Consider the following 24,546-nt stretch of genomic DNA (forward strand, 5'->3'; position numbering starts at 1 on the left):
GCGAATGATGAAGAAATTGCTGGCCGGCGCAATGCTGTCGGTCATGGCGCTGTCCGTGCACGCCGCCACGGAAGCCGATTTGAAATGGGACTTGAGCTACCAAACCGCGCTGCGCGAACATCCGATCAATGCGCGCGAGTTCATGGCCTTCTGGCCGCAGCAACATCCGCAGCGTCCAATCCACGACCGTCTCGCGCAATATGACGGCGAACCTATCTCCGCCTCGCTGCTGATTGAACGACCGGACGGCCACACCGGCGATCCACACGCCACGTGGTTTATCCGCACGCGCAGCAGCGCCAAGATGTGCAGCTTCCATCCCAAGCTGTCATCAGCGCCGTGCACCGATGTTGATCTGGCCAAGACTGATCGCTTCATTCGCGAGGTGATGAACTTCCGCCAGTTGCCAGATCAAGCTAGCGAGGAAAACACCATCGACAGCGGCAAGGGACTGCTCAACTACATGGGCTACGTCAGCGTCTACGTGGACGGCAAATCCTTGCAGCGGCCGATTGCAGTGAGCGAATGGGTAGGCGTCGGCAATCCGCAGCAGGCGGCGAGCCCGGAGACCGGACGCCTGGAGCTGGCCGCGCAGCGCTTGATGCTGTCGGATGCAGAATTCGCCGCCGCGGAAGCCAAGCGCGATGCCAGAACGCGCCGTGCAGCTTTCGTGGAAGCGGTGCGCCGTGGCGATGTGAACGAAATGCAGCGTATCCTCGATCAATCATCGGATCGCGGTGCAGCGCTGATGGCGGAAGGCGAAAGTCCGCTCAGCGTTGCCGCAGCCAGCGGTCAAAAGTCCGCCATCGATTTTCTGTTGCGCCGGGGCCAAGCCATCAATGGCGGCGACAGTGCGGCGGTGCGCGCAGCCGTGCGCGCCGATAAAGCCGAGATGGTCGAGTATCTGCTGGCGAAAGGCGCGCGCGTCGATCCTCCTACCGATCCGCGTACGCCGAACGAACGTGTCTCCGCATCGCCGCTCAGCGAAGCAGTCGATGTCGGCAACGAGAAGATGGCGATCCTGCTGATCAAGCGCGGCGCCAAGCCGAATATCAACGTTAAGCCTAGCGTGTTGGCACGTGCAGCCGGCAGACTTGATTACGCACTGGTCGATCTGCTGTTGAAGAATGGCGCAGCGGCCGACAATCTCACCTCGGACGAAGGCCGTACCGCGCTGCATGCAGCAGTGCTAAGCGCCTATTCGCCAGAACGCGCCGCCGGCGTTGAGCAGATCGCTCGTCGCTTGGTGGCGGCTGGCGCCAACATCAACTACATGACCGCCAATTGCCGTACCGCGTACACGATTGCAGGAGAGGCAGGCCAGCCTGCCTTGCAAGCGGCCCTGCTGGATATGGGCGCGGATGCCAACATCGGCAAGCGCTGCTCCGAGCTGTCGCAGAAAGGCCGCGAAGGCTCGCGTGAAGGCGCAGAGGCCAAGGCACGCGCCGCCATCGCAGGCGATACCCGCCGCATGCTGCGTGAGCGCGATTACGCCGGTCTCGAAAAGCTGCACGACAAGCTGAATAGCGACAATGTGCGCACGCCAAGCGGCATCTGGGGATTGGCGGTGTTCTACAGCGAGATCAAAAACTACCCGATGCGCACTCGGGATCTTGAATACTGGAAGAAGGAAGAAGCCCGCGCCACGGAATGGGAAACCAAGTTCCCGAAATCGGCAGTCGCGCCGCAGTTCCACATCTATCTACTGTACAACCGTGCGCTGTCCTTCCGTGGCAATGGCAAGTATTCGGAGATCCGCAAGGAAGATATCGAGCCAATGAATCAGGCGGTGGAAGAAGCCTATCAGCGCATCGACAAGATGTCGTTGGCGGCTTATAAAAAGCGCGGCGGCACTGACGCCAACTGGTATCGTGTCCGTTTGGAGGTGCTGCCGTACTCGCGCAATTTCAATAGCCACTACCGCGCTTCGTGGGAAGGCGCGGCAATCGTAAATCCCGATTACCACGAGCAGTATTTTTCAGCAGCGTTCTACTCGTTGCCAATGTGGGGCGGCGCGCCGGACGGCGTGGAGCAGATCGCACGCTTGGCTGCCAAGGGCAAGGGTACGGATCGTGAGGCGATGTATGCGCGCGTGTATTGGAATCTGGACCAGATCTACTATTACGGCAAGCTGTTTGAAGACAGTGCGGTTGACTGGGATGATATGAAAACCAGCTTCGACGCCATGATCAAAGCCTATCCCGATCCGTGGAACTTGAACGCCTACGCTTACTTCGCCTGCAAGGCCGGTGATTACGGCGTGATGTCATCGCTGTTAAAACGCATCGACGAAGAACTGGTATTCAGCGTGTGGGGCAGCGGAGGTGAGACCGAGTATCGCAGCTGCGCAAGGAACATCGGCGCGGATACGCGCAACTTTAAAGCCGATCTGGCGGCGCGCAACAAGCGTTTTCAGGAAGCGCAGTATTCGCGTTTGATCAGTTACGCCATTGGTGAACGTGACCGGTGGCGCAACGAAGAAAGCCTGCGCGCGCTGAGTGCTGCCGGTGATCTGGGCGTCAAGCTGTGGGGGCGTGCAGGCATGCGCGTCAACTATCACTCGGCGCTGACCCTGCATAACCTTGGCCGCTATGACGAAGAACGAGCGGCCTTGCAGGAAGGCCTGAAATCACAGCCGGGCTATTCCAGCGCGTTGTTCCAAATGGGGATGGCGCTGGAGGGATTGAAGCGCCAGGACGAAGCGCGCACGCAGTTTGCCGCCGCAGCGGAGCAGGTGCGGATCGACGTGGAAAAACTCGGCGCCGAGCGTTCGGCCGATGTGCAAAAAGAGGCTGAGCGCATGCGTAAAAAATTCGGCGAATATGGCATAGTAGTGCCCGGACTTTAATCCTCACGAGATCACCGCCATGAGCCGTACCGGCCGCCTTTTCATGCTGATGGACGCCATGCGCGGCTATCGTCGTCCCGTTACTGCCGCCAAGCTGGCGGAGCAACTTGGCGTATCCGAGCGCACCATTTACCGCGACATTCAAACCTTGTCCGGCCTTGGTGCGCCGCTGGAAGGCGAGGCCGGTGTCGGCTACATGCTGAAGTCCGGCTTCTTCCTGCCGCCGTTGATGTTCGGTGCGGACGAATTGGAGGCTTTGGTGCTCGGCGCGCGCTGGGTGCGGCGGCAGGGCGACGAGGCACTGGCCGCAGCCGCTAACAACGCGCTTGCCAAGATCGCCGCCGCCACGCCGAAAGACCTGCGCGACGATATGGCCGAAACCAGTTTGTGGGTGCCGATCGGTCAAGACCAGCAAGACGCCAGCGACATCCACGTGCGCCCCGTGCGCGAGGCGATCCGCTACCAGCATCGCTTGCGCATGTCTTACCGAGACGAACACGGTTCGCCGTCTGACCGCATTGTGTGGCCGTTTGCGCTGGCCTTCTTTGATGGCAAGCGCCTGCTGGCCGCGTGGTGCGAGATGCGCATGGCCTTCCGCCATTTCCGCGTTGACCGCATCGCGGCGGTGGAGTCGCTGCAGCAGCGCTACCCGGCCCGCCGCCATGACCTGCTCAAGACCTGGCGCCTGGAACACAACATCCGCGACGACTCCTGACAAAAACTGTCGCAGTGCAGATCTACGATGAAGACCTCAACTCATCGGAGATCTCAAATGCGCCTCTACTATCATCCTGCCTCCTCCAGCTCGCGCCGCGTGATGCTGGCCGCCGTCCACATGGGCGCGTCGCTGGAGCTGACCGAAGTTAATCTGATGAGCGCGGAGGATCGCCGCCGCCTCGTCGCCCTCAATCCGAATAGCAAGGTGCCGGTGCTCCAAGACGGCGAGTTCACGCTGTGGGAATCGTGCGCCATCATGCAGTACCTGGCTGATCGTACTTTTGGGCAAAAACTGTATCCAGAAAACATACTCGTGCGTGCCGATATCAACCGCTGGATGTTGTGGTCGGCGCAGCACTTTGCGCCTCCGCTGGGCACCATCGTCTACGAGCACATCTGGAAAGGCCTGAGCGGTAACGGCGGCCCGGACTCAGTGGAGATCGACCGTGCCAGCCGCCTGGTGACGCAGTTTGCTGGCGTGCTGGAGCAGCACCTCGCCGGCCGCGACTGGATCGTTGGCGATACGCTGACGCTGGCCGACCTGGCCATTGCCCCATCACTGACTTACATCGAGCAAGCCAAGCTGCCGGTCACGCAGTATCCGAAGCTGATGGCGTGGCTGGCGCGCGTATCGCAACTCGATGCATGGAAACAAACCATGCCGGTCTGGTAAAACATGCTGCTTATGTGAACTGGCGCACAGAGCGGGAGAGGGCGAGGGGAGTATTCTGGTCTCGTCTCCTCTGGAGGAGATCCCTAGTTTTGGACTTCGCCCGCTGCCCAGCGGGCTTTTTTTTGTGCGCATCAGGGACGATGTTTTGCCTTTTCTCATAAGCCTCATTGGCGTATGACCGCAGACTGGGCGGATGTCTAATGCCACCGTATCCGCTCGCTACGACCTGCCTTGGAAAGTTGCATTGGCGCACGCTTTCCGTCCTTTCATGGACTTTTATTTTCCCGACTTCAGCGCTCACATTAATTGGAAACAGCGGCCGCGTTGCCGTGATAAAGAGCTGGCAGGATTCGGCATCGGCGCTGCGGCGGATGTGATGGTGGCTGACAAGCTGTTCGAAGTTTGCATGCGCGATGGTTGCGAGAGGCAGATATTGATTCACATTGAAATTCAGGCTCAACACGACGCTGGGCTGGCGCGGCGGGTACACGACTACAACTATCGCATTGGTAAGGCGCATAGCTGGCCTGTGGTCAGCTTTGTGGTGCTGGCTGATGCGGATCCTCGCTGGCGTCCGAGCCGCTTCCGCCAGCAATATCGAGGCATGGCAAGAGTGTTCTCTTTCACTACAGCGAAGCTGCTCGACTATGTCGCCGACCCAAACGTGTTGGCAGCCTCGCATAATCCGATTGCCTGGGTCACACTGGTTCATCTGTGCACCCTGCAGGCTCATCATGATCCGCACAGGCTCTACAAGGACAAGCTGCATTTGACTAGCTTACTGTTCCAGCATCGCTGGAGCCGCAGGCGCATAATGGTGTTATTCAATGTGATCAACTGGATGATGGTTTTGCCCGAGCAGTGTCAACGACGCTACTGGCAGGCTATCCGCTCACTGGGAAAGGAGCATGACATGAAATTGCTCAATCCATTGGAACAAATGTTCGTCAACGATGGCATGAAGAAAGGTCTGAAGTTAGGCAGGCGGGAAGGTAAGCAAGAGGGCCTGGAACAAGGGATGGAGCGTGGACTGAAACGCGGTCTGGAGCAAGGGTTGGAGCAAGGGTTGGAGCAAGGGCTGACGCAAGGGCGTAGAGAAGGGGCGGTCACGTTACTGGAACGACAGCTGGCACAGCGCTTTGGATCATTGCCGCAAACTGTTCGGAATAGGCTGACTAAAGCCTCAGAGGAACAAATAGAGGTTTGGAGCGATGCGCTGGCTGAAGCACAATCGCTGAAGCAAGTTTTTGCTACAGCATCAGCACCGCGTACAGCGATTGCACCTCGTGCGCGGATTCGGTCATGATGGCGTGCAGCGTGCCTTCGCCGACCACGAAGTCGATGGTGCGGGCGCCTTGCAGGGTGGTGGCGCCGGGGCGCTGATGCAGCGGTGAATGCACCGGCGACAGGTCATTGGCCAGCAGCAGCGTGTCGCCTAGCGTTTCCGGCGGCAGTGCGCGCAGGCCGATCCACATCGATTCAATCGCTTTGACCACGCCTTCCGGCACGCACAAGTGCTCCATCACGCCGCGGCCGATGTCGATCTCGCCGTGCTCAACCCAGTCTTCCGGCTCGCCGCTCATTACCTCGGGGAATTCGCTGGCGCTGGCCAGCATGTAGAAACCGGCCACCTCGTGCATGATGCCGGCAAACAGGGCGGTATCAGGATCGACGTGGGTAACGCGGCGCGCAATTACTTGCGACAGCGCCGCCACGTGCGCCGTGTGCTCCCACAATTGATTGATTTTGGCCGCCAGCGATGGCTCGGTGACCTCGCTGCCGATCTGGCGCACGATCAGCGCCGCCACCAGCGATTGCAAGGTGCGGATGCCGAGCCGCTGCACGGCCGCGCGCACGCTGGAAATTTCAGTCCCGGAACGGTTGTAGGCGACCGAGTTGGCAATGGCGACGCTACGCGCCGCCAGCAACGGGTCCGCCTGTATCAGCTTGGCAGCTGCTTCGATGTGACAGTCAGGATCGTTCAACGCCTGCTGCAAGCGCAGGGCGGCGTTGACGTTGGCCGGGAACGTGAGTTCGCCCCGGCTCGCTTGAGCAGCGATAGTCTTGAAGGCGTCGAGTCTGTCCATTGCAAAAAATTATACTCAAAATATTGCCGTGCGGCACTTTTCTTGAAAATACTTTTTGCGGCGTGGATTTCACCCAACACCTCATGTGAGTGGCCGCTTACTCTTCGCGGAAGATGGCGTCGCAACCTTCGACCGGATCGTCCACGTCTTCCAGTTCGTCGACCAGATCGAGGTCGAACAGTTCTTCCACCGCGTTCATGAAGCTGCGGTGGGTGCTGGCGCCGATCAGGCGGTAAATCTCGCCGTCTTCATTGCGCACGCCGACGATCAGCGCTTCCTGGCGCACTTCGTCCGCAGGCGCTACGTCCAGCAGCAGGTTGCCGATAATGTGTTTGTCGAATTTGGCCGGCTTTTTGCCGTCCAGCAGAGAAGTTTTCAAATCTGTATCCTTGGTTTTTTAATCGCATTCATGGGTGGACGAACTGCCCGTCTGCCCGGCCATGATGACAGTTTTAAGCGCCGACAGGGTTTTTTCAAGCTGCTCGAAATCGTCCTCGGTGTAATTGGCAAACGCCTTGCCGCTTTGCGAGATGACTTCCGGGAACACGGTGCAGAAGGTCTGCTCGCCGGCCGGGGTCAGTTTCACAAAGAAGGAACGCTTGTCGCAGTCGTTGCGCTGACGCTCCACCAGTCCTTTTTGTTCGAGCCGCTCGATCACCCCGGTCAGGGTGCCCTTGGTAATCAGCGTCTTGTCGCCCAGTTCTTTATAGGACATGCCGGGCGTATTGCCTAGCGTGGCGATGATGTCGAACTGGGCGTGCGTCAAGCCGCTCCGGCGCACGTGTTCGCCGGAGAGCCGTTCATAGCCTTGCATGCATTCGGCCAGCAGCCGGATGCTTTTCAAGTATCGTTCACCCATAGGACGTGATTATAGCTGCTTCGCATCGGGCTTTCCGGCGGGTACACTATGCGGACGCTAACCATAAGAATAACCATGCCTGTTCATCTGCGCGGCATTGCCGCCTTGCTGCTTGTCACCCTCGTCTGGGGCACCACCTTCCCTGCAATGAAAGACATGACCGGCTACCTGTCGGCCAGCTGGATCGTGCTGTGCCGCTTTGCGCTGGCCAGCGTGCTGCTGTTGCCCTTCCTGTGGGGCGTGCGCTGGCGCGACCTGCGCTGGGGCATTTTGGCGGGCGTGGTGTTGTTCCTATGCTACGTCTTCCAGATCGAGGGGCTGGCGCTGACCAGCTCCAACCGCAATGCCTTCATCACCGGCCTCAACGTGCTGGTGCCGCCGCTGATCGGCGTGGCGCTCGGGGCCAAGCTGGAGCGCCGCATCCTGTTTGCGCTGGTGCTGTCGGTGGCCGGCCTGTTCGCGCTGTGCTGGGAAGGCAGCTTCAGCTGGGGGCGTGGCGACACGCTGGCGCTGCTGTGCGCGTTGTTCTTCGGCATTTACGTCAAGCTGATGGAGACCACCACCCGCAAGGTGGAAAAGCTGATGGCGCTGACCGCTTCGCAAATCCTCACGGTGGCGGTGTGCGCGGCCGTTTGGCTGCTGATTACCGAGGTGCCGCTGGGCTGGGCCGAGCGCGCGCAGGATATGCCGGACTACATTGCCTACGTCAGCAAGGGTTTGCAGATGTACAGCGTCAACCTGATTTACCTCGGCGTCATCGCCACCGCCGCCATCATCTCGCTGCAAACCTGGGGCCAGAGCCACAGCAGCGCCAACGAGGCGGCCGTCATCTACGCGTTTGAGCCGGGCTGCGCCGCCATCTTCGCCTATTTCTGGCTCGGCGAGACGCTGGCATGGAACGGCTTGCTCGGCGCCGGATTGTTGATCTCCGGTATGATAGCGAGCCAATGGAGCAGCGAGCGTCCTGCCACCGCCCTTGCGCCGGAGTAGCCTGAATGTCTTTTGATACCCTTTCCCGTCTCGCCCAGCAGCAGCCTTTGCGCCTGTTGCTGGTCAACGCGGGCGAAGCGGACAGCATCACCTGGGCCGGACTGGTGCAGCCGCTGCGCTTGGCTGCCGCCGCGCTCGGCCGCGAGGTGCTGCAACTGGAAACCATGACCCCTGCGCAAGTAGTGCTGGCCCAGCCGGGCTGGCACATCGCCCTGCTGGTGGCCGACGAGCAGCAAGCGCCGCTGCCGCCCGAACAGGCGCGTGCCGTGATCGAGCGCTGCCGCTCGGCCGAGTACTGGGGAGGCGTCGGCGCCGGCGTGCTGTGGCTGGCCAAGGCCGGCTTGATGGCCGGCGTGCGCATCGCGCTGCCGTGGGCGCTGTATGCCGATACCGAGGACATCACTGAGCGCGCCATCCTCACGCCCCACCTGTTTGAACTGGACGGCCGCCACCTGAGCTGCTGCGGCGGCGCGGCGTCCATCGACTTTGCCCTGACGCTGGTAGAGCAGCTGTTCGGCGCCAATGTGCAGGCCAGCATCAAGGAAACGCTGTGCGTGGAGCGCGTGCGCGGGCCGGAAGAGCGCCAGCGCGTGGCCCTGCAAGCCCGCTTCGGCGCCTTGCAGCCGCGCCTGTCGGAAGCGGTGACGCTGATGGAAACCAATATCGAGGAACCGCTGTCCACCGACGACATCGCCAACCTGGTTGGCCTGTCGCGCCGCCAGCTGGAGCGCTTGTTCAAGCAATATCTTGGCAGTCTGCCATCCCGTTACTACCTCGAACTGCGCCTGCAACGGGCGCGCCAGCTGTTGCTGGAGACCAATCACTCGATCGTGCAGGTGGGGCTGATGTGCGGCTTCTCCTCCGGCTCCCACTTCTCCACCGCCTTTGGTGCTTTATTTGGCAACACGCCGCGCGAAGAGCGCCAGCGCAAGCTGATGCCGTCCGCCTGAACATTCTGACAAGCTTACTTTGCGGCCAAAAGTAAAAATTCTTGTCGCCATTTGAAAAGAGTTTTAGCATGCCGCTTTTTATAATGGGTCACCGCGGCGCTGTGCCGCACCGTACCCACCATTGATAGGGAATGCCATGAACGCCAAAGTAGAATCGACCGCTCTCAACCGTCCTGTGACTCGTCAGACTTTCGACGAGGTACTGGTGCCGACCTACGCACCGGCAGCGATGGTTCCGGTTCGAGGCGCGGGTCTGGATCTGTGGGATCAGAACGGCAAACACTATCTGGACTTCACCTCCGGCATCGCCGTGGCCGCGCTGGGCCACTGCAACCCTATCGTGGTGGAAGCGTTGACCCGCCAAGCCAACACCCTGTGGCACCTCGGCAATGGCTACACCAATGAGCCGGTGCTGCGTTTGGCACTGGCGCTGACCGAAGCGACCTTCGCTGATCGCGCCTTCTTCTGCAACTCCGGCGCGGAAGCCAACGAAGCGGCCCTGAAGCTGGCCCGCAAGCACGCGCACAGCAAATTCGGCGCGCACAAATCGCGCATCATTTCGTGCTACCAGTCGTTCCACGGCCGTACCCTGTTCACCGTGTCGGTGGGCGGCCAGTCGAAATACACCGAAGGCTTCGAGCCGCTGCCACCGTCGATCGACCACATCACCTACAACGACATCGAGTCGGCCCGCGCCGCCATCGGTGACGACGTTTGTGCCGTGATCGTTGAGCCGCTGCAAGGCGAAGGCGGTGTAGTGCCAGGCGATAAAGCCTTCCTGCAAGAGCTGCGCGACCTGTGCAACAAAACCGGCGCCCTGCTGATCTTCGACGAAGTGCAGTCCGGCATGGGCCGCACCGGCGAGCTGTTCCACTACATGAGCTACGGCATCACCCCGGACATCCTGACCTCGGCCAAGGCGCTGGGCAACGGCTTCCCGGTCGCAGCGATGCTGACCACCCACGAACTGGCTGCCACCCTGAGCGTCGGTTCGCACGGCACCACCTACGGCGGTAACCCGATGGCCGCTACCGTGGCGCTGACCGTGCTGGAAACCATCAACCAGCCAGCCTTCCTGGCGCGTGTGAAAGAAGCCGGCGCCAAGCTGCGCGCCACGCTGGAAAAAGTAGTGGCCGACTACCCGCAAGTGTTCTCGCAAGTGCGCGGCGCCGGCCTGCTGCTGGGCGTGGTGACCAGCGATGCGTGGAAGGGCCGCTCGAAGGACATCCAGAAAGCCGCTGAAGCCAACGGCATGATGGTGCTGATCGCCGGCATGGACGTGGTGCGCATGGCGCCAGCGCTGATCGTCTCGGACGAGCAGATCGCTGAAGCGGACCGCATCCTGCGCGTGTCGCTGGATGGCCTGCTGCAAGCAGCGTAAGTAACACCACGGCGGCGGATTTTGATCCGCCGCTTTACCTTTCGGCCCTGCGCGTTCTTTGCGCGCTGGGTCCGCACGCATTCTCTAAGGAGTTCTCATGTATGTAGTCCGTCCGGTTGAACTTGCGGATATTGCAGCCCTCGAAGCGCTGGCCGCAGTGCCCATGCCGGGAGTGCATACCTTGCCCAAGACGCGCGAGAAAATCCTCGCCATGATCGAACTGTCGATCGCGTCGTTTGCCGCGCATGTCGACATTCCTAGCGAAGAAGCCTACCTGCTGGTGCTGGAGTCCGAGGACAAATCCATCGTCGGCACCGCCGCCATGTTTGCGGCAGCGGGCTCCAACGGCACCTACTTCTCGTTCCGCAACGACGTGATCCAGCAGGTCTCGCGTGACCTCAACATCAGCCATAGCGTGCATGCCCTGACGCTGTGCTCCGAGCTGACCGGCTACTCGCAACTGTCGTCGTTCTACGTCGGCGAGCGTGAACACGGCACGCCGGAAGCAGCGCTGCTGTCACGCGCCCGCTTGATGTTTGCCGTGCTGGCGCCGCACCGTTTCGCCGACCGCTTCTTCGTGCCGCTGGCCGGCGTGACCGACAGTGAAGGCGGCTCGCCGTTCTGGGATGCGCTGGGCCGCAAATTCTTCCAGATGGATTTCCTCGACGCCGAGCGTACCATCGGCGGCGCGCGTAACCGCACCCTGATCGTCGAGCTGATGCCGCACTATCCAGTCTACGTGCCGCTGCTGCCGGGCGATGCGCAAGCGGCCATGGGCCAGATCCATCCATCGGGCGAACTGGCCTTCAACCTGCTGACCGCAGAAGGCTTTGAGGCCGACGACTACATCGACATCTTCGATGGTGGCCCGATCTTGCAGGCCCATAAAAATTCGCTGCGCACCTTTACCGGCGCGCTGCAACGCCGCGTATCCACCTCGGTCGAAATACCGGACCGTGGCCGCGAGCCGCAACTGCGCTATGCCGTGTCGTCCGGTTCGGAGCACAACTTCCGCGCCGTGATCACGCATTGCCCATCGCTCGAATCGCAACTCAGCGTGGCGCTGTCTGCAGAGGTGCAGGAAGCGCTTAACGTCGCTGAAGGCGACACCGTCATCTGCGTCAGAATATAAGAGACCACCTATGCTAGTAGTACGCGCAATTCAAGCCGACGATCTCGACGCCCTGTATGTCATGGCCACGCAGGTGGGCAGCGGCATGACCACGCTCAAGCCGGACATGAAAATGATGGGCGACCGCCTGAACATCGCCGTCGCCTCGTTTGCCGAAACCATCCCGCCCGAAGAACGTGATTACATGTTCGTGATGGAGGACACCGACACTGGCCGCCTGGCCGGCGTGTGCGCCATCAAAGGCTCGGTGGGTTTGACGGAGCCGTTCTACAACTACCGCATCGGCACCCTGGTGCACTCCAGCCGCGAGCTGAATGTGTTCACCCGCATGGACACGCTGTACCTGTCGAACGACCTGACCGGCAGCACCGAACTGTGCTCGCTGTTCCTGCACCCGGACTACCGCACGGGGAATAATGGCAAGCTGTTGTCCAAGTCGCGTTTCCTCTTCATCGCGCAGTTTCCGCACCTGTTCACTGAAAAGCTGATCGCCGAAATGCGCGGCTACCAGGAGGAGAGCGGCCGTTCGCCGTTCTACGAGGGGCTGGGCCGCCACTTCTTCAAGATGGATTTCGACCACGTCGACGCGCTGACCGCGGTCGGCAAGAAGTCCTTCATCGCAGAACTGATGCCGCGCCAGCCGCTGTACGTGGCCTACCTGCCGGACGACGCGCAGGAAGTGATCGGCAAGGTGCACACCTCGACCGCGCCGGCGCGCCGCCTGCTGGAGCAGGAAGGCATGTACTTCGAAGGCTACGTCGATATCTTCGACGCCGGCCCGGTGCTGCAAGCGCGTGTGTCCGAACTGCGCGCCATGCGCGATAGCGCACTGGCTGAAATCGGCCCGACTACCGACTGGGATTCCGCCTGCGCGCCGGAGAGCGCAACGGCCGAACCGATGCTGGTGTCGAACACCACGCTCAAAGATTTCCGCATGATCTTGTCGCAGTCGGTGCCGGTCAACGGCGCTGTCGCTTTGCCGGAAGCAGAGCAGCAGCTCCTGCACTGCAAAACCGGCGACACCGTGCGCACCCTGACTCTCAATCCGAGGAAAAACAATGGCTAATTCTGCAGCAGACATCAGCAACTTCATTAACGGCGAATGGCTGCACGGCAGCGGCGCAGAACTGGTTACCATCAATCCGGCCACCGGCAAGCAAACGTGGAGCAGCAACGAGTCCACCGCGCAGGACGTGGCGCAAGCGACGACCGCCGCACGCGCCGCGTTTGAAGCATGGGCACTGACTCCGCTGGCCGAACGTATCGCCGTATGCACCCGTTTCCGTGATCTGCTCAAGCAAGATGCCGAGGAACTGGCGCTGCTGATCTCTGAAGAAGTGGGCAAGCCGCTGTGGGAAGCGCGCACTGAAGTGACCACCATGGCCAACAAGATCGACATCTCGGTGCAGTCCTACGGCGCGCGCACCGGTGAGTCCAGCAACAAGATCGCCGATGGCGAAGCCGTGCTGCGTCACCGTCCACACGGCGTGTTCGGCGTGTTCGGCCCTTACAACTTCCCCGGCCACCTGCCTAACGGCCATATCGTGCCTGCGCTGATCGCTGGTAACACCGTGGTATTCAAGCCGAGTGAATACGCGCCGCGCACCGCCGTCAAAACCGTGCAGCTGTGGGAACAAGCCGGCCTGCCGAAAGGCGTGATCAATCTGGTCAACGGCGGCCGCGAAACCGGCATCGCGCTGGGCCAGAGCAAGCTGCTGGACGGCGTGCTGTTCACCGGCAGCTGCCAGACCGGCACCGCGCTGCATAAACAATTCGGCGGCCAGCCGGGCAAGATGCTGGCGCTGGAAATGGGCGGTAACAATCCGCTGGTGATTTGGGATGCCAAGGAAGTTGATGCTGCCGTGTTCATGGCCGTGTCCTCGGCCTTCATCTCGGCTGGTCAACGCTGCACTTGCGCGCGCCGTTTGATTCTGCCTACCGGCGCGGCTGGTGATGCGATTGTCGCGCGCCTGGTGGACGTGGCGAGCCGCCTGACCATCGGCGGCCCTGCTGCCGAACCTGCGCCGTTCATGGGCCCAGTGGTGTCGGCCGCTGTCGCCAAGCGCCTGGTGCAAGCGCAGGCTGACCTGGTCGCCAAGGGCGGCAAGCTGCTGCTCGAAATGAAGCACCTGGACGCCAACACCGGCTTCGTCTCGGCAGGCATCGTCGACGTCACCGATGCGAAGGGCATACCGGACGAAGAGTGGTTCGGCCCTCTGCTGCAAATCATCCGCGTGGCCGATTTCGACAGCGCCATCAAGGCCGCCAACAACACCGAATTCGGCTTGGCTTCGGGCCTGATCTCCAACGACGAAAACCTGTGGAAGATTTTCCAAGTGCGCGCACGCGCCGGCATCGTCAACTGGAACCGTCCAACCACCGGCGCAGCAAGCAGCGCGCCGTTCGGCGGCGTGGGCCAGTCGGGCAATCACCGTCCTAGCGCTTACTACGCGGCGGACTACTGCGCCTACCCAGTTGCATCGATTGAAAACCCTGTCCTCGAGATGCCTGCGAAACTGTCGCCGGGCATGAACTTCTAAAAGGTAGCTTCAATGTCCGCACGCGAATTCAACTTCGACGGCCTGGTCGGCCCATCGCACAACTACGCCGGCCTGTCGTTCGGCAACGTGGCGTCGTTCAACAACGTCAAGAGCGCATCCAATCCCAAGCTGGCGGCGCTGCAAGGCCTGGCCAAGATGCGCGCGCTGGCTGCACGCGGCTTCGGCCAGGCGCTGCTGCCGCCCCAGGATCGTCCGAACTTCCGACTGCTGCGCAGCATCGGCTTTACCGGCACGGATGCGGAGGTGTTGTCCAAGGCCGCGAAAGAGTCGCCGGTGATTCTGGCGTGCGCATATTCGGCTTCGCCGATGTGGACTGCGAACGCGGCGACGGTCAGCCCATCGGCCGACAGCGCCGATGGCCGCCTGCACTTCACCGCTGCTAACCTGAACAACAAACTGCACCGCGCCTTCGAACACACACAGTCGGCCCGCGCGCTGCGCGCCATCTTCAAAGATGAAAAGCACTTCGCCGTGCACGATGCGCTGCCGGGCACCCCAGCCTTCGGCGATGAAGGCGCGGCCAATCACACCCGCCTGTGCAAAGACCACGGCAGCGCCGGCGTTGAGATGTTCGTCTACGGCCGCACCGAGTTTGATGCTTCCGCATCGGCGCCGAAAAAATTCCCGGCGCGTCAAACGCTGGAGGCTTCGCAGGCGGTGGCACGCTTGCACGGACTGTCGGCAGAACGCACCGTCTACATCCAGCAAAATCCTGACGTTATCGATCAAGGCGTGTTCCACAACGACGTGATCGCAGTGGGTAACGCCAATGCCCTGTTCTACCACGAGCAGGCATTCGCCGACGAAGCGGGCGCGCTCGACCAGCTGCGCCGTGCGATGGCCGGCGTGGGCGCAGACCTGAACGCGATCCGTGTCGATACCGCCAAGGTGCCGGTGGCCGATGCGGTGGCGAGCTATCTGTTCAACAGCCAGCTGCTAAGCAAAGACAATGGCAAAATGGCGCTGGTGATTCCGCAAGAGTGCCAGGAAGTCGCTTCCGTCGCTGCGTATCTGGAAGGCCTGGTTGCCAGCGGCAGCGCGATTGATGAATTGATTCACTTCGATCTGCGCCAGTCGATGCGCAACGGCGGCGGCCCTGCGTGCCTGCGTCTGCGCGTGGCGCTGACCGATGCCGAAGCGGCAGCCATGCATCAAGGCGTGTTCATGACCGAGGCGCTGTATCACACGCTGGTAGCATGGGTGGAAAAACACTACCGCGACCGCCTGGAACCTGCCGATTTGGCAGACCCGCAATTGGCGATTGAAGTGCATAATGCGCTGGAGGAGTTAAGCCGGATTCTGGGACTCCCCGGACTGTACGACTAAGGCACAGCGCAGCCACAAGCCGGCGCGGCCTTCTGCAACACAAGATACCTATAACGTATTGGAGAAGCAAGATGAAACAAGCACCACAAGACCTGCGCAAACAAACGCTGGATTTGGTCAATGCAAACAAGCCCGCCACCGAAGTCGCCGCGCTCATCAGCGCGTGGCTCGGTTCTCTCGACGATGAAGACCTTGCGGGCACGGCGCCCGATAGTCTCGCGCCGGTTTTGTGGGACGGTTTCACTCAAGCTTCCAAGCGCACCGGCAGCGGCGCGCAAATCGCCAAGCTGCGTTACGATGATGGCCGTGGTGGCAAGGCCACCGCGCTGTTGATCCTCAATGACGACGCGCCGTACCTGGTGGACTCCATCGTGATGGCGATGCGCAAACTGCGCGTGGCTGCCAACGGCGTGCTGAATGCGGTGCTGCCGGTGGCGCGCAACGCCGACGGCGCAGTCACCAGCGTCGGACAAGCCGGCGACAAGCTGGAATCGTATGTGCTGGTGCTGCTGTCGGAAGATCTGCCGGAGGCGGAACTCGGCATGCTGGTGGAGCGCATCGTCATGGTGTCGCGCGACGCCGCCGTGGTGCGCCGCGACCGCGCCGCCATGCTGGATCACTTCAGCCGCATCGGCGCCGAAGCCGCATCGCATAACGAAGAAGGCAAGGAAGTCGCCGCCTTCCTCGAATGGGCCAAGACCGAGGGCTTCGAGCCGTTCGGCTACGCTTACTACGCCGTCAAGCCGGGCGTGCGTGAACTCGAGCGCGATATCCCTAGCCGTATCGGCGTGCTGCAAGATACTTCTCACCCGGTGTACGGCACCTGCCTCGCCAACATCCCTGGCGATTTCGATACGCTGTCCAAGCGCGCGCACACCCTGTCCATCGTCAAGGCGGACGTGGAAGGCACGCTGCACCGCGACCAGCAGCTGGACTTCATCGGCATCCGCCACACCGACGCGCAAGGCGCGATCCTCGGTGAATACTGCTTCGTGGGCCTGTTCACCCGCGCCGCGACTTCGACCCCGCTGAACCGCCTGCCGTTCGCGCGTGGCCGCGTGGCGCGCGTGCTGAGCATCGCCGGTGTGCGCCAGGAAGGCTTCCGCGCTGAGAAATTCGTTGAAATCCTTGAGTCGCTGCCGCGTACCGAAGCGCTGGAAGCCGATCCTGAATGGCTGGCCGAAGTGTGCGGCGCCGTGGTGTCGCTGTACAAGCAGCCACGCGCCAAAGTGTTCGCCCGCCGCGACGTGTATGCGCGTCACCTGAACGTGTTGGTCTACCTGCCGCGTGAGCGTTACAGCGCAAGCGTCGCTTCGGCGCTGGCGAAAGCGCTGCAAGCCAGTTCCGGTGCTGGCCACGTCAGCTCGCAAACGCTGGTGGCCGATGGCCCGCTGGCCCGCGTCTACCTGATCGCGCACGGCGCGCGCTATCCGCTGGATCTGGAAACCGATATCCAGCAACCGCTGTTGGCGGTGATGGACGGCTGGCACGACCAGTTCTCCGTGCTGGCCGACGCCGTCACCGACGTGCCGCTGCGCGCCAGCATGCGCAAGATGTGCGCCACGCTGCCGCCGGATTACGTCGCTGCGACCACGCCATCCGCTGCCTTTCACGATCTGGGCGCGATTCTGCGCAACCCTGATCGATCGCGCGTTAGCGTGCGCGTGGAAGCGGACAACGGCCACACCACCATTCGCCTGTACTCGGTGGATCGCGTGCCATCGCTGTCGACCATCCTGCCAGCGCTGCATAACGCCGGCGTTGCCATCGACCGCGAACACGCACACTCGCTGCGCGTGAACGGCGAGCGCCACTTCGTCACCAGCCTGTCGGTAGATGCCGCCAGTGCGGCCAAGCTGGCGCACGCGGAAATCGTGCCGGTAGCGGAAGAACTGTTCGCTGCACTGTTCAACAACGAAGCGGAAGACGGCCGCCTGAATGGCCTCGTGGTCGAAGGCGGCTTGAGCGTGCGCGAAGTGCAGCTGGTGCGTGCTTACATGAGCTACTGGCGTCAAGCTAGCCCGCGCTTCTCGGTGCGCTACATGGCGGAGACGCTGCGCAAGCAGCCGGTGATCGTGAAAGAACTGGTAGACGTATTCCTGCAGCGCTTTAATCCTGCGCTGCCTGAAGCGACCCGCGTTGCGGCGCTGGACAAGCTGGCCGATATCAAGAGCCGCCTGCCAGCCATTAACCACGCCGACAGCGAAGAAGTGTTGGGAGCAATGGCAACGCTGATCGGCGCAACCCTGCGCACCAACTACTTCCAGAATGAGCAGAAGGGCGACAAGATCATCTTCAAATTCGACACCAGCAATTTGTCGCTGGTGCCGGAGCCGCGTCCATTCCGCGAAATCTTCGTGTTCTCGCGCCGCTTTGAAGGCGTGCACCTGCGCGGCGGCCCTGTGGCGCGCGGCGGTCTGCGCTGGTCGGATCGCATGGAAGACTACCGTACCGAAGTTCTCGGCCTGGTAAAAGCGCAGATGGTGAAGAACGCGGTGATCGTGCCGGCCGGCGCCAAGGGCGGCTTCGTTTGCAAGCAGATGCCGAAAGACGCCGCGCGCGAAACCATCGCGGCGGAAGGCGAAGCAGTGTATCGCCTGTTCATTTCCAGCCTGCTGGAAGTGACCGATAACCGCGTGCTGGGCAAAATCGTTTCGCCGACCGACACCGTTTGCTACGACGGCAACGACCCGTACCTGGTGGTGGCGGCAGACAAGGGCACCGCGACCTTCTCCGATATCGCTAACGGCATCGCCGTGCAGCGTGGCTTCTGGCTCGGCGACGCGTTTGCGTCGGGCGGCTCCAACGGCTATGACCACAAGAAGATGGGCATTACCGCCAAGGGCGCGTTTGAAGCGGTCAAGCGCCACTTCTACGAAATGGATCACGACATTCACGCAACGCCAGTCACCATGGTCGGCGTGGGCGATATGTCGGGCGACGTATTCGGCAACGGCGCGCTGTTGTCGCGCAAGCTGAAGATCGTGGCTGCATTCGATCACCGTCACATCTTCCTCGATCCGAACCCGGACATGGAAGTCTCGTTCAAGGAACGCGAGCGCATGTTCGCGCTGCCGCGCTCCTCGTGGGATGACTACAACAAGGAACTGATCTCGAAGGGCGGCGGCGTGTTCCCGCGTACCGCGCGCTCGATCGAACTGTCGCCGGAAATTCGTGCCGTGCTGGATATCGAAGAAACCGCGCTGCCACCGGAAGAACTGATGCACCGCATTCTGCTGGCGCCTGTTGATCTGTTCTACAACGGCGGTATCGGCACCTACATCAAATCGTCCACCGAGACCCACGCGCAAGTTAAAGATCGCGCCAACGACAACATCCGCGTCAACGGCAATGAGCTGCGCTGCAAAGTGGTTTCCGAAGGCGGTAACCTCGGCGCGACGCAAGCGGGCCGTATTGAGTTCGCGCTGTCGGGCGGCCGCATCTTCACCGATGCGATCGACAACTCGGCCGGCGTGGATTGCTCTGACCACGAAGTGAACGCGAAGATGTGGCTGGACGTGGAAATGAACGCCGGCCAGTTGAGCGAAGCAGACCGCAATCGCATCCTGAACGAAATGACGCAGGATATCGAGCGCCTGGTCTTGCGCGACAACACGCTGCAAACCCAGTTGCTGGTGCGCGAACTGCAAGCGCAGACCGACGCCGGTGTGCAAGATGGTTATGCAGCGTTGATCGCATCGCTGGAAGAAGAGGGCGCACTGTCGCGTGAACTGGAGCAGCTGCCGTCGGTGGCCGAACTGGCGCGCCGCAAGGCCGATGGCCGTGGCCTGACCACGCCGGAACTGGCAGTGGTCATCGCCAACGTGAAGAATCGCTACAAGCGCATTCTGTCGGCGCTGCCGCTGACCGATAACAGCTGGGCCGAGTCGGTGCTGAAGCCGTACTTCCCTGATCTGCTGGTAGCCACGCGTCCAGCGCTGGCACACCCGCTGGCGAATGCGATTCTGGCGACCGTGCTGGCAAATGAATCGGTGAACCGTTGCGGCCCACTGATGCTGCGCCAGCTGGCTGGCGAGCATGGCGTCGATGAAGCGGAAGTTATTTTGGCGTGGGGCCAAGCTTGGTCTGCGCTGAACCTGGCGCCGGTGTTCAATGCGCTGGATGCGGATGCTCTGAAAGTGCCGCGTGCTGTGTCGATCAAGGTTGATGCGCATACCCGCGTGCTGCAAAAAGCAGTGATTGAAGGCGCGCTGTCGGTGCCTGCCGATCAGCTGCGCAACGGTGTGGCCGAATTGACCGCCTTGTTCGCCAAGCCGGAAACGCTGGTGGCACTGTCGTCGACCGATGGCCAGTCCGAAGCGGAATTGACTGCCGGTCTGCGCGTGGAGTTTGTGCATGCGTGGAAGGCTGTCGATGCGATTGAGTCGGTGGCAGCGTTTGTGTTTGCGGCGTTGTCGGTATCGCGTCCTGCTGGCATGGACTTGCCGGCCTTCCTGCAAGTTGGCCTGGCGCTGCGCGCGCAAGTCGGCATCGATACGTTGGAGCGTGGCCTGAAGCTGCCTGCAGTCAGCCGTTCGCAAGAACAGCTGCGCAGCTATGCGCAGAACGCGCTGCGCCGCACGCAGCAACGCTTACTGTCGCAAGTGCTGAAGCAAGCGACCGGCGATCACACGGCGGCGGAGGCGGTGGAAGTCGTCGCCAACACGCTGGGCTTGTCCGGCTACGCTGCGGCGACGGATCTGGAGCAAGCCATGCTGGATGTGTGGGCATTGTCGGAGGCGGTCAACGCCAGCACCACGGCATTGGCGGCGTAATTCGATGAGTGATTCACCAGCAGCTTTGCCCGCGCAGTTGCCGCCAGCCGTACGCGCGCTGGCGGAGGCGGACTTCAGCGCCGTCGCGCAGCGTTTCACGGCGGCCGGTTTCTCGGTCGCCGAGCCGGCGGACGGCATCATCACGATCAAGGCTGCTGGCGGTGCGCGCGACGCGGCGCGGCCGGCGGTGCTGGTCTCTGTCGGCGTGCATGGCGACGAGACCGGCCCGATTGAAGTCGTGGCTTATCTGCTGGATGCCCTGTCGCACCAGCCTTCCGCGCTGGCTGTGGACTTGATGCTGTGTGTTGGCAGTATTGATGCTATCCGCGCCGGCAGGCGCTTCATCGATGCGGATTTGAACCGCATGTTCCGCGAACAGCGCGGCACCTTGGAAGGTACGGTGGAAGCCGCGCGTGCCGATGTGATGATCGCGGCCACTACTGCGTTCTTCAAGGATGCTGGGCCGGTGCGCTGGCATCTCGATTTGCACACTGCGATCCGTCCATCGGTGTATCCGACTTTCGCCATCGTGCCGGAGTTGATTCCCGATGCGGCGCGTGGCGCGCTGATTGATTGGCTGGGACTTGCGGGCATCGGCGCCATCATCATGAATCCGGCGTCGGTGGGCACCTATAGCTACTACTCGTCCGAGCATCACGCTGCGGCGGGAACCACGATTGAACTGGGCCGCATCGGCACGCTGGGTCAGAACGACCTTGCGCAGTTCAAGGACGCATCGCAAGCGCTGGATGATTTGCTGCGCGGTGCGCCCAAGCGCGAAGGTGCGCAGCGTCCGCATATTTTCAATACCGCGCGCCAGATCATCAAGTTGAGCGACCAATTCCAAATGGCGTTTGGCAAAGAGACGCATAACTTCACCGCCATGAAACAGGGCGAAGAGATTGCGCGTGATGGCGATACCATTTATACCGTTCAGTTCCCGGAAGAGCTGGTGGTGTTCCCGAATCCCGATGTACGCATTGGCTTGCGGGCGGGCTTGATGGTGGTGCGCGTCGGTTGATCTTTACCCGCCTTTACACTTGGTGGGGTCATAGATACATGGATTCTTTCGTTAATAGGAGCAGCATTGTCCTTAACTACGGAGTAAGAGCCATGACAGCAATCAGCAGCATTTCTAACAGCAGCACCAGCGCGCCCGCATTCGATCCAGCGAAAGGTGCAGCGCGCCTCGCATCCAAGGTCTTTAGCGATATGGATACCGACACCGATGGTTCGGTCACCAAGGACGAATTCGTGAAAGGCCTTGAGTCTAAAGGCGTCTCGGCCGACGACGCGACCAAGCAGTACGAGGCCATCGACAAAGAAGGGACGGGATCGATCACCAAAGATGATCTGGAGTCGGCCATCAAGAGCGGCGACTTCAAACCACCGCGCCCACAAGGCGGTGCACCGCAAGGCGGAGGAGGAGGTAGCGGCGGTGCAGGCGGCGTAAGCTCGAGCAGCGCTGCCAAGACCTACGAAGCGGCCGACAAAAACGAAGACGGCACCGTCACCCAGCAAGAGCAACTGGTCTACGACATGGCCCAAGCCGCCAAATCCGCCACTACCAGCAGCACGTCCAACCTGGGCAACAACATCGACGCCCTCGCTTAAGCAACTCCTTGCGGCCGCGCAAACCCACAGCGCGGCCCGCTTGATTGTCCCCACCATCAGCCTACAGTGAAAGCCTCACTAACATGAGGAGTTCATCATGGCTATGACAGTTTTCGCGGCTGACGGGACGATTAAGCTGCCGCGATCTATACAGAAAGCACTTGGTCTCAAGGATGGCGATCGCATTGAGCTTTTGAAGTATGAAGATGGGCAAGTCTTAATGATCGCCAAGAATCGATCAATTACTGAACTCAAGGGCATCTTGCCTAGGCTTGATCTAGACTGCTCCGTAGACGAGTTGCTGGAAATCGCGGTGAAACGGGCTGTGAGGGCAGGCAAGTGATTGGTCTGGATACCAACGTGCTGCTCAGGTACTTCATGCAAGATGATGCCCAGCAGTATGCACAAGCAGCGTCGTTGATCAATACGTTGTCACGAACTGAGCAAGGATTTGTCAGTCTCGTTGTCGTGGCAGAGTTAGTTTGGGTGTTGAGTTATAGCTTTCAACTCAGGAGAGTTGAGTTACACGCGGTATTAACCCGGCTTGTGAATATGCCTGAGCTGAAGGTTGAAAAGGCTGCGCACGTTTACAGGCGCTACGCCGGTTTAAATTATCGTCAGCGGATTTGGCAGACTGTTTGATTATCGGAATCGCGAGGCACGCCGGCTGCTCGCGCACGGCGACCTTTGATCGCAAGGCAGCCAAGCTGCCCGGCGCGTTCTATATCGGTTAAGCGCGGACGATCAGCGCGGTCAGGGTGATGGCCAGGCCGACCAGCATCACGGCGGCGCCGGTCAGGGCGGCGGGATGGAAGCGGCGGGATACGGTCGGGATTTTTTTGATCGGCATGGCTGGCTCCTTCTTGGCTTGGGGTAACACTTGCCTCAAGGGTAACCTGCCACTAGTTTCCAATCTATACATGGCGCTGTATCAAAAGTAAGCACTTGTAACGCCGAGGCGACGAGGGTTGCATTTCTGGCACAAAATACCTGTAGGGCCGCGCAGCGGAAAGCCCTATAATCGCTGTGTTTTTGCCCGAACATATACTCCCACAAGGAATTGCCTGTGAACCAAACGCTGGTCCAGAAACTGACCCGTACCAAGCCGGTCGACAATAAAAACACCGAACAAGCTTCCAGCAGCAATGGCCTGCACCGCTCCATAGGCCTGTTTCCCCTGACGATGATCGGCGTCGGCGCCACCATCGGCACCGGTATTTTCTTCACGATGGTGGAGGCCGTTCCCAAGGCCGGCCCTTCCGTGATTCTGTCCTTCCTGATCGCTGCGATTACCGCTGGCTTGACCGCGCTGTGCTACGCCGAGCTGTCGTTCCGCATTCCAGCCTCGGGCTCCTCGTATTCGTTTGCCTACGCCACCGTGGGCGAGTTCCTGGCCTTCATCATGGCCGCCTGCCTGCTGCTCGAATATGGTCTTGCGGCCAGCGCCACCGCGATCGGCTGGTCGGACTATCTGAACAACTTCCTCAACAACGCCTTCGGCTGGCACATCCCCGAGCTGCTGCGCACGCCGATGATCGTCTCGACCGCGCACGGCATCGAGATCCACACCGGCCACATCAACCTGCCGCCGATTATCCTGGTCTGCCTGTGCTGCGTGCTGCTGGTGCGCGGCGCCAAGGAATCGGCCACCACCAACGCCATCATGGTGCTGGTCAAGCTGGCCATCCTGATCTTCTTCGTCGTAATCGCGTTTAGCGGTTTTGACATCAACAACTTCCACCCGTTCTTCAGCCCGGACGGCGGCACCCACTTCACCGGCATGGCCGGCGTGACGGCGGCTGCGGCGACTGTGTTCTTTTCCTTCATCGGCCTGGACACCGTGGCCACTGCCGGCGAAGAAGTACGCAATCCAACCCGCAATGTGCCGATTGGTATCCTGGCCGCGCTGGGCATCGTTACCTTGTTCTACATGCTGGTGGCGGTGGCCGCGATGGGCGCGCAGCCTGCGGCTAAATTTGCCGGTCAAGAAGCCGGCCTGGCCGTGATCCTGCAAAACGTCACCGGTCAAACCTGGCCGGCGCTGGTGCTGGCGGCGGGCGCGGTGATCTCGGTGTTCAGCGTGACGCTGGTGACCATCTACGGCCAGACCCGCATCCTGTACGCGATTTCCAAGGACGGCCTGATTTCGCCGTCGTTCCGCAAGGTAAGCGCACGTACCGGTTCGCCGGTGCAGAACACGCTGATCGTCTGTATCGTGGTTGGCCTGGTGGCCGGCTTTGTTGACGCGACCTTCTTGTGGGACATGGTCAGCATGGGCACGCTGACGGCGTTTATCGTGGTGTCGCTGGCGGTGCCGGTGATGCGCCGCAAGGAAGGCCCGTCTGCAGTGAAGGGCTTCCGCGTGCCGGGCGGCCCTTACTTGGTGCCGGGCCTGAGTATTGCGGCTTGCTTGTATCTGATGTTCGGTTTGTCGATGACGACTTACACCGTGTTCGTGATCTGGATGAGCGCGGCGATTTTGACTTACTTCCTGTATGGGATGCGTAACTCGCGCTTGAACTAAGGCGTTAAAACTTAAAAAGCCCCCGTCAGCCTGAACGCGCTCAAGATCGCGCTCAGTGCCGACGGGGGCTTTTTGCCATTTTGCTCAGTAACTTTGCAGCTTATTCTGC

General features: G+C 61.1%; 20 protein-coding genes. 17 read left to right on the forward strand and 3 right to left on the reverse strand.

The genetic code is table 11. The features are described 5' to 3' along the window. Positions 1 to 4: 4 nt before the first annotated feature. The 4 genes from GTP45_RS23100 (at position 5) to GTP45_RS23115 (ending at position 5,544) form a co-directional block, all read left to right on the forward strand. Positions 5 to 2,848, forward strand: coding sequence for an ankyrin repeat domain-containing protein (locus tag GTP45_RS23100; protein WP_161016225.1), 2,844 nt, complete (start codon positions 5 to 7; stop codon positions 2,846 to 2,848). A gap of 19 nt (positions 2,849 to 2,867) precedes the next feature. Next, positions 2,868 to 3,563 (forward strand): helix-turn-helix transcriptional regulator, encoded by a 696-nt coding sequence (locus GTP45_RS23105; RefSeq protein WP_161016226.1) that lies wholly within the window; start codon positions 2,868 to 2,870, stop codon positions 3,561 to 3,563. A gap of 57 nt (positions 3,564 to 3,620) precedes the next feature. Then, a complete protein-coding gene (locus tag GTP45_RS23110) occupies positions 3,621 to 4,238 on the forward strand; it encodes a glutathione S-transferase family protein (protein ID WP_161016227.1) in 618 nt (205 codons plus the stop codon). Positions 4,239 to 4,431: 193 nt separating this feature from the next. Next, positions 4,432 to 5,544 (forward strand): DUF4351 domain-containing protein, encoded by a 1,113-nt coding sequence (locus tag GTP45_RS23115; protein ID WP_161016228.1) that lies wholly within the window; start codon positions 4,432 to 4,434, stop codon positions 5,542 to 5,544. Here the strand turns inward: GTP45_RS23115 and GTP45_RS23120 are convergent. From GTP45_RS23120 to GTP45_RS23130, 3 genes are all read right to left on the reverse strand, one after another. After that, entirely contained in the window at positions 5,489 to 6,325 is an 837-nt protein-coding gene (locus GTP45_RS23120; protein ID WP_161016229.1) for an HDOD domain-containing protein, read from the reverse strand. The genes GTP45_RS23115 and GTP45_RS23120 overlap by 56 nt on opposite strands. Before the next feature lie 97 nt (positions 6,326 to 6,422). Next, positions 6,423 to 6,704, reverse strand: a complete 282-nt coding sequence (locus GTP45_RS23125; RefSeq protein ID WP_161016230.1) for a hypothetical protein — start codon at positions 6,702 to 6,704, stop codon at positions 6,423 to 6,425. Positions 6,705 to 6,722: 18 nt separating this feature from the next. Next, on the reverse strand, positions 6,723 to 7,184 hold the full coding sequence (locus tag GTP45_RS23130; RefSeq protein WP_161016231.1) for a MarR family winged helix-turn-helix transcriptional regulator: 462 nt from the start codon (positions 7,182 to 7,184) through the stop codon (positions 6,723 to 6,725). A 75-nt stretch (positions 7,185 to 7,259) separates the two neighbouring features. On the opposite strand from GTP45_RS23130, the gene GTP45_RS23135 reads away from it, so the two are divergent. The 13 genes from GTP45_RS23135 (at position 7,260) to GTP45_RS23195 (ending at position 24,437) form a co-directional block, all read left to right on the forward strand. Continuing rightward, the gene (locus tag GTP45_RS23135; protein ID WP_161016232.1) at positions 7,260 to 8,174 is read left to right on the forward strand and encodes a DMT family transporter; all 915 of its coding nucleotides are present in this window, start codon (positions 7,260 to 7,262) and stop codon (positions 8,172 to 8,174) included. A 5-nt stretch (positions 8,175 to 8,179) separates the two neighbouring features. Further along, entirely contained in the window at positions 8,180 to 9,124 is a 945-nt protein-coding gene (locus GTP45_RS23140; protein WP_161016233.1) for a GlxA family transcriptional regulator, read from the forward strand. 136 nt (positions 9,125 to 9,260) lie between these two features. Beyond that, positions 9,261 to 10,505: an acetylornithine/succinylornithine family transaminase gene (gene astC / locus GTP45_RS23145; RefSeq protein ID WP_161016234.1), complete on the forward strand. Its 1,245-nt coding sequence runs from the start codon at positions 9,261 to 9,263 to the stop codon at positions 10,503 to 10,505. A 97-nt stretch (positions 10,506 to 10,602) separates the two neighbouring features. Then, positions 10,603 to 11,637, forward strand: a complete 1,035-nt coding sequence (locus GTP45_RS23150; protein WP_161016235.1) for an arginine N-succinyltransferase — start codon at positions 10,603 to 10,605, stop codon at positions 11,635 to 11,637. 10 nt (positions 11,638 to 11,647) lie between these two features. Then, on the forward strand, positions 11,648 to 12,703 hold the full coding sequence (astA, locus tag GTP45_RS23155; protein WP_161016236.1) for an arginine N-succinyltransferase: 1,056 nt from the start codon (positions 11,648 to 11,650) through the stop codon (positions 12,701 to 12,703). Further along, positions 12,696 to 14,177: a succinylglutamate-semialdehyde dehydrogenase gene (gene astD, locus GTP45_RS23160; RefSeq protein ID WP_161016237.1), complete on the forward strand. Its 1,482-nt coding sequence runs from the start codon at positions 12,696 to 12,698 to the stop codon at positions 14,175 to 14,177. Before astA ends, astD begins: the two co-directional genes overlap by 8 nt. A 12-nt stretch (positions 14,178 to 14,189) precedes the next feature. Then, entirely contained in the window at positions 14,190 to 15,524 is a 1,335-nt protein-coding gene (gene astB / locus GTP45_RS23165; protein WP_161016238.1) for an N-succinylarginine dihydrolase, read from the forward strand. A gap of 71 nt (positions 15,525 to 15,595) precedes the next feature. Continuing rightward, positions 15,596 to 20,299: an NAD-glutamate dehydrogenase domain-containing protein gene (locus GTP45_RS23170; RefSeq protein WP_161016239.1), complete on the forward strand. Its 4,704-nt coding sequence runs from the start codon at positions 15,596 to 15,598 to the stop codon at positions 20,297 to 20,299. Between the two features lie 4 nt (positions 20,300 to 20,303). After that, on the forward strand, positions 20,304 to 21,320 hold the full coding sequence (locus GTP45_RS23175; protein ID WP_161016240.1) for a succinylglutamate desuccinylase: 1,017 nt from the start codon (positions 20,304 to 20,306) through the stop codon (positions 21,318 to 21,320). 92 nt (positions 21,321 to 21,412) lie between these two features. Then, positions 21,413 to 21,913 (forward strand): EF-hand domain-containing protein, encoded by a 501-nt coding sequence (locus tag GTP45_RS23180; protein ID WP_161016241.1) that lies wholly within the window; start codon positions 21,413 to 21,415, stop codon positions 21,911 to 21,913. A gap of 97 nt (positions 21,914 to 22,010) precedes the next feature. After that, complete coding sequence (locus tag GTP45_RS23185) at positions 22,011 to 22,256, forward strand: AbrB/MazE/SpoVT family DNA-binding domain-containing protein (RefSeq protein ID WP_161016242.1); 246 nt, start codon at positions 22,011 to 22,013, stop codon at positions 22,254 to 22,256. Continuing rightward, on the forward strand, positions 22,253 to 22,555 hold the full coding sequence (locus tag GTP45_RS23190; RefSeq protein WP_217363385.1) for a type II toxin-antitoxin system VapC family toxin: 303 nt from the start codon (positions 22,253 to 22,255) through the stop codon (positions 22,553 to 22,555). Before GTP45_RS23185 ends, GTP45_RS23190 begins: the two co-directional genes overlap by 4 nt. A gap of 424 nt (positions 22,556 to 22,979) precedes the next feature. After that, positions 22,980 to 24,437 carry an APC family permease gene (locus GTP45_RS23195; protein WP_161016243.1) on the forward strand — a complete coding sequence of 486 codons (1,458 nt, stop codon included), beginning with the start codon at positions 22,980 to 22,982 and terminating at the stop codon, positions 24,435 to 24,437. The last annotated feature ends 109 nt before the right edge of the window (positions 24,438 to 24,546 follow it).

The sequence above is a fragment of the Duganella rivi genome (genome assembly GCF_009857435.1).
Classification (GTDB): Bacteria; Pseudomonadota; Gammaproteobacteria; order Burkholderiales; family Burkholderiaceae_D; genus Rugamonas; species Rugamonas rivi.

Coding starts and splice junctions, on each gene's coding strand:
- GTP45_RS23100 (WP_161016225.1), top strand. CDS start 5: ATGATGAAGAAATTGCTGGCCGGCGCAATGCTGTCGGTCATGGCGCTG.
- GTP45_RS23105 (WP_161016226.1), top strand. CDS start 2,868: ATGAGCCGTACCGGCCGCCTTTTCATGCTGATGGACGCCATGCGCGGC.
- GTP45_RS23110 (WP_161016227.1), top strand. CDS start 3,621: ATGCGCCTCTACTATCATCCTGCCTCCTCCAGCTCGCGCCGCGTGATG.
- GTP45_RS23115 (WP_161016228.1), top strand. CDS start 4,432: ATGTCTAATGCCACCGTATCCGCTCGCTACGACCTGCCTTGGAAAGTT.
- GTP45_RS23120 (WP_161016229.1), bottom strand. CDS start 6,325: ATGGACAGACTCGACGCCTTCAAGACTATCGCTGCTCAAGCGAGCCGG.
- GTP45_RS23130 (WP_161016231.1), bottom strand. CDS start 7,184: ATGGGTGAACGATACTTGAAAAGCATCCGGCTGCTGGCCGAATGCATG.
- GTP45_RS23135 (WP_161016232.1), top strand. CDS start 7,260: ATGCCTGTTCATCTGCGCGGCATTGCCGCCTTGCTGCTTGTCACCCTC.
- GTP45_RS23140 (WP_161016233.1), top strand. CDS start 8,180: ATGTCTTTTGATACCCTTTCCCGTCTCGCCCAGCAGCAGCCTTTGCGC.
- astC (WP_161016234.1), top strand. CDS start 9,261: ATGAACGCCAAAGTAGAATCGACCGCTCTCAACCGTCCTGTGACTCGT.
- GTP45_RS23150 (WP_161016235.1), top strand. CDS start 10,603: ATGTATGTAGTCCGTCCGGTTGAACTTGCGGATATTGCAGCCCTCGAA.
- astA (WP_161016236.1), top strand. CDS start 11,648: ATGCTAGTAGTACGCGCAATTCAAGCCGACGATCTCGACGCCCTGTAT.
- astD (WP_161016237.1), top strand. CDS start 12,696: ATGGCTAATTCTGCAGCAGACATCAGCAACTTCATTAACGGCGAATGG.
- astB (WP_161016238.1), top strand. CDS start 14,190: ATGTCCGCACGCGAATTCAACTTCGACGGCCTGGTCGGCCCATCGCAC.
- GTP45_RS23170 (WP_161016239.1), top strand. CDS start 15,596: ATGAAACAAGCACCACAAGACCTGCGCAAACAAACGCTGGATTTGGTC.
- GTP45_RS23175 (WP_161016240.1), top strand. CDS start 20,304: ATGAGTGATTCACCAGCAGCTTTGCCCGCGCAGTTGCCGCCAGCCGTA.
- GTP45_RS23180 (WP_161016241.1), top strand. CDS start 21,413: ATGACAGCAATCAGCAGCATTTCTAACAGCAGCACCAGCGCGCCCGCA.
- GTP45_RS23185 (WP_161016242.1), top strand. CDS start 22,011: ATGGCTATGACAGTTTTCGCGGCTGACGGGACGATTAAGCTGCCGCGA.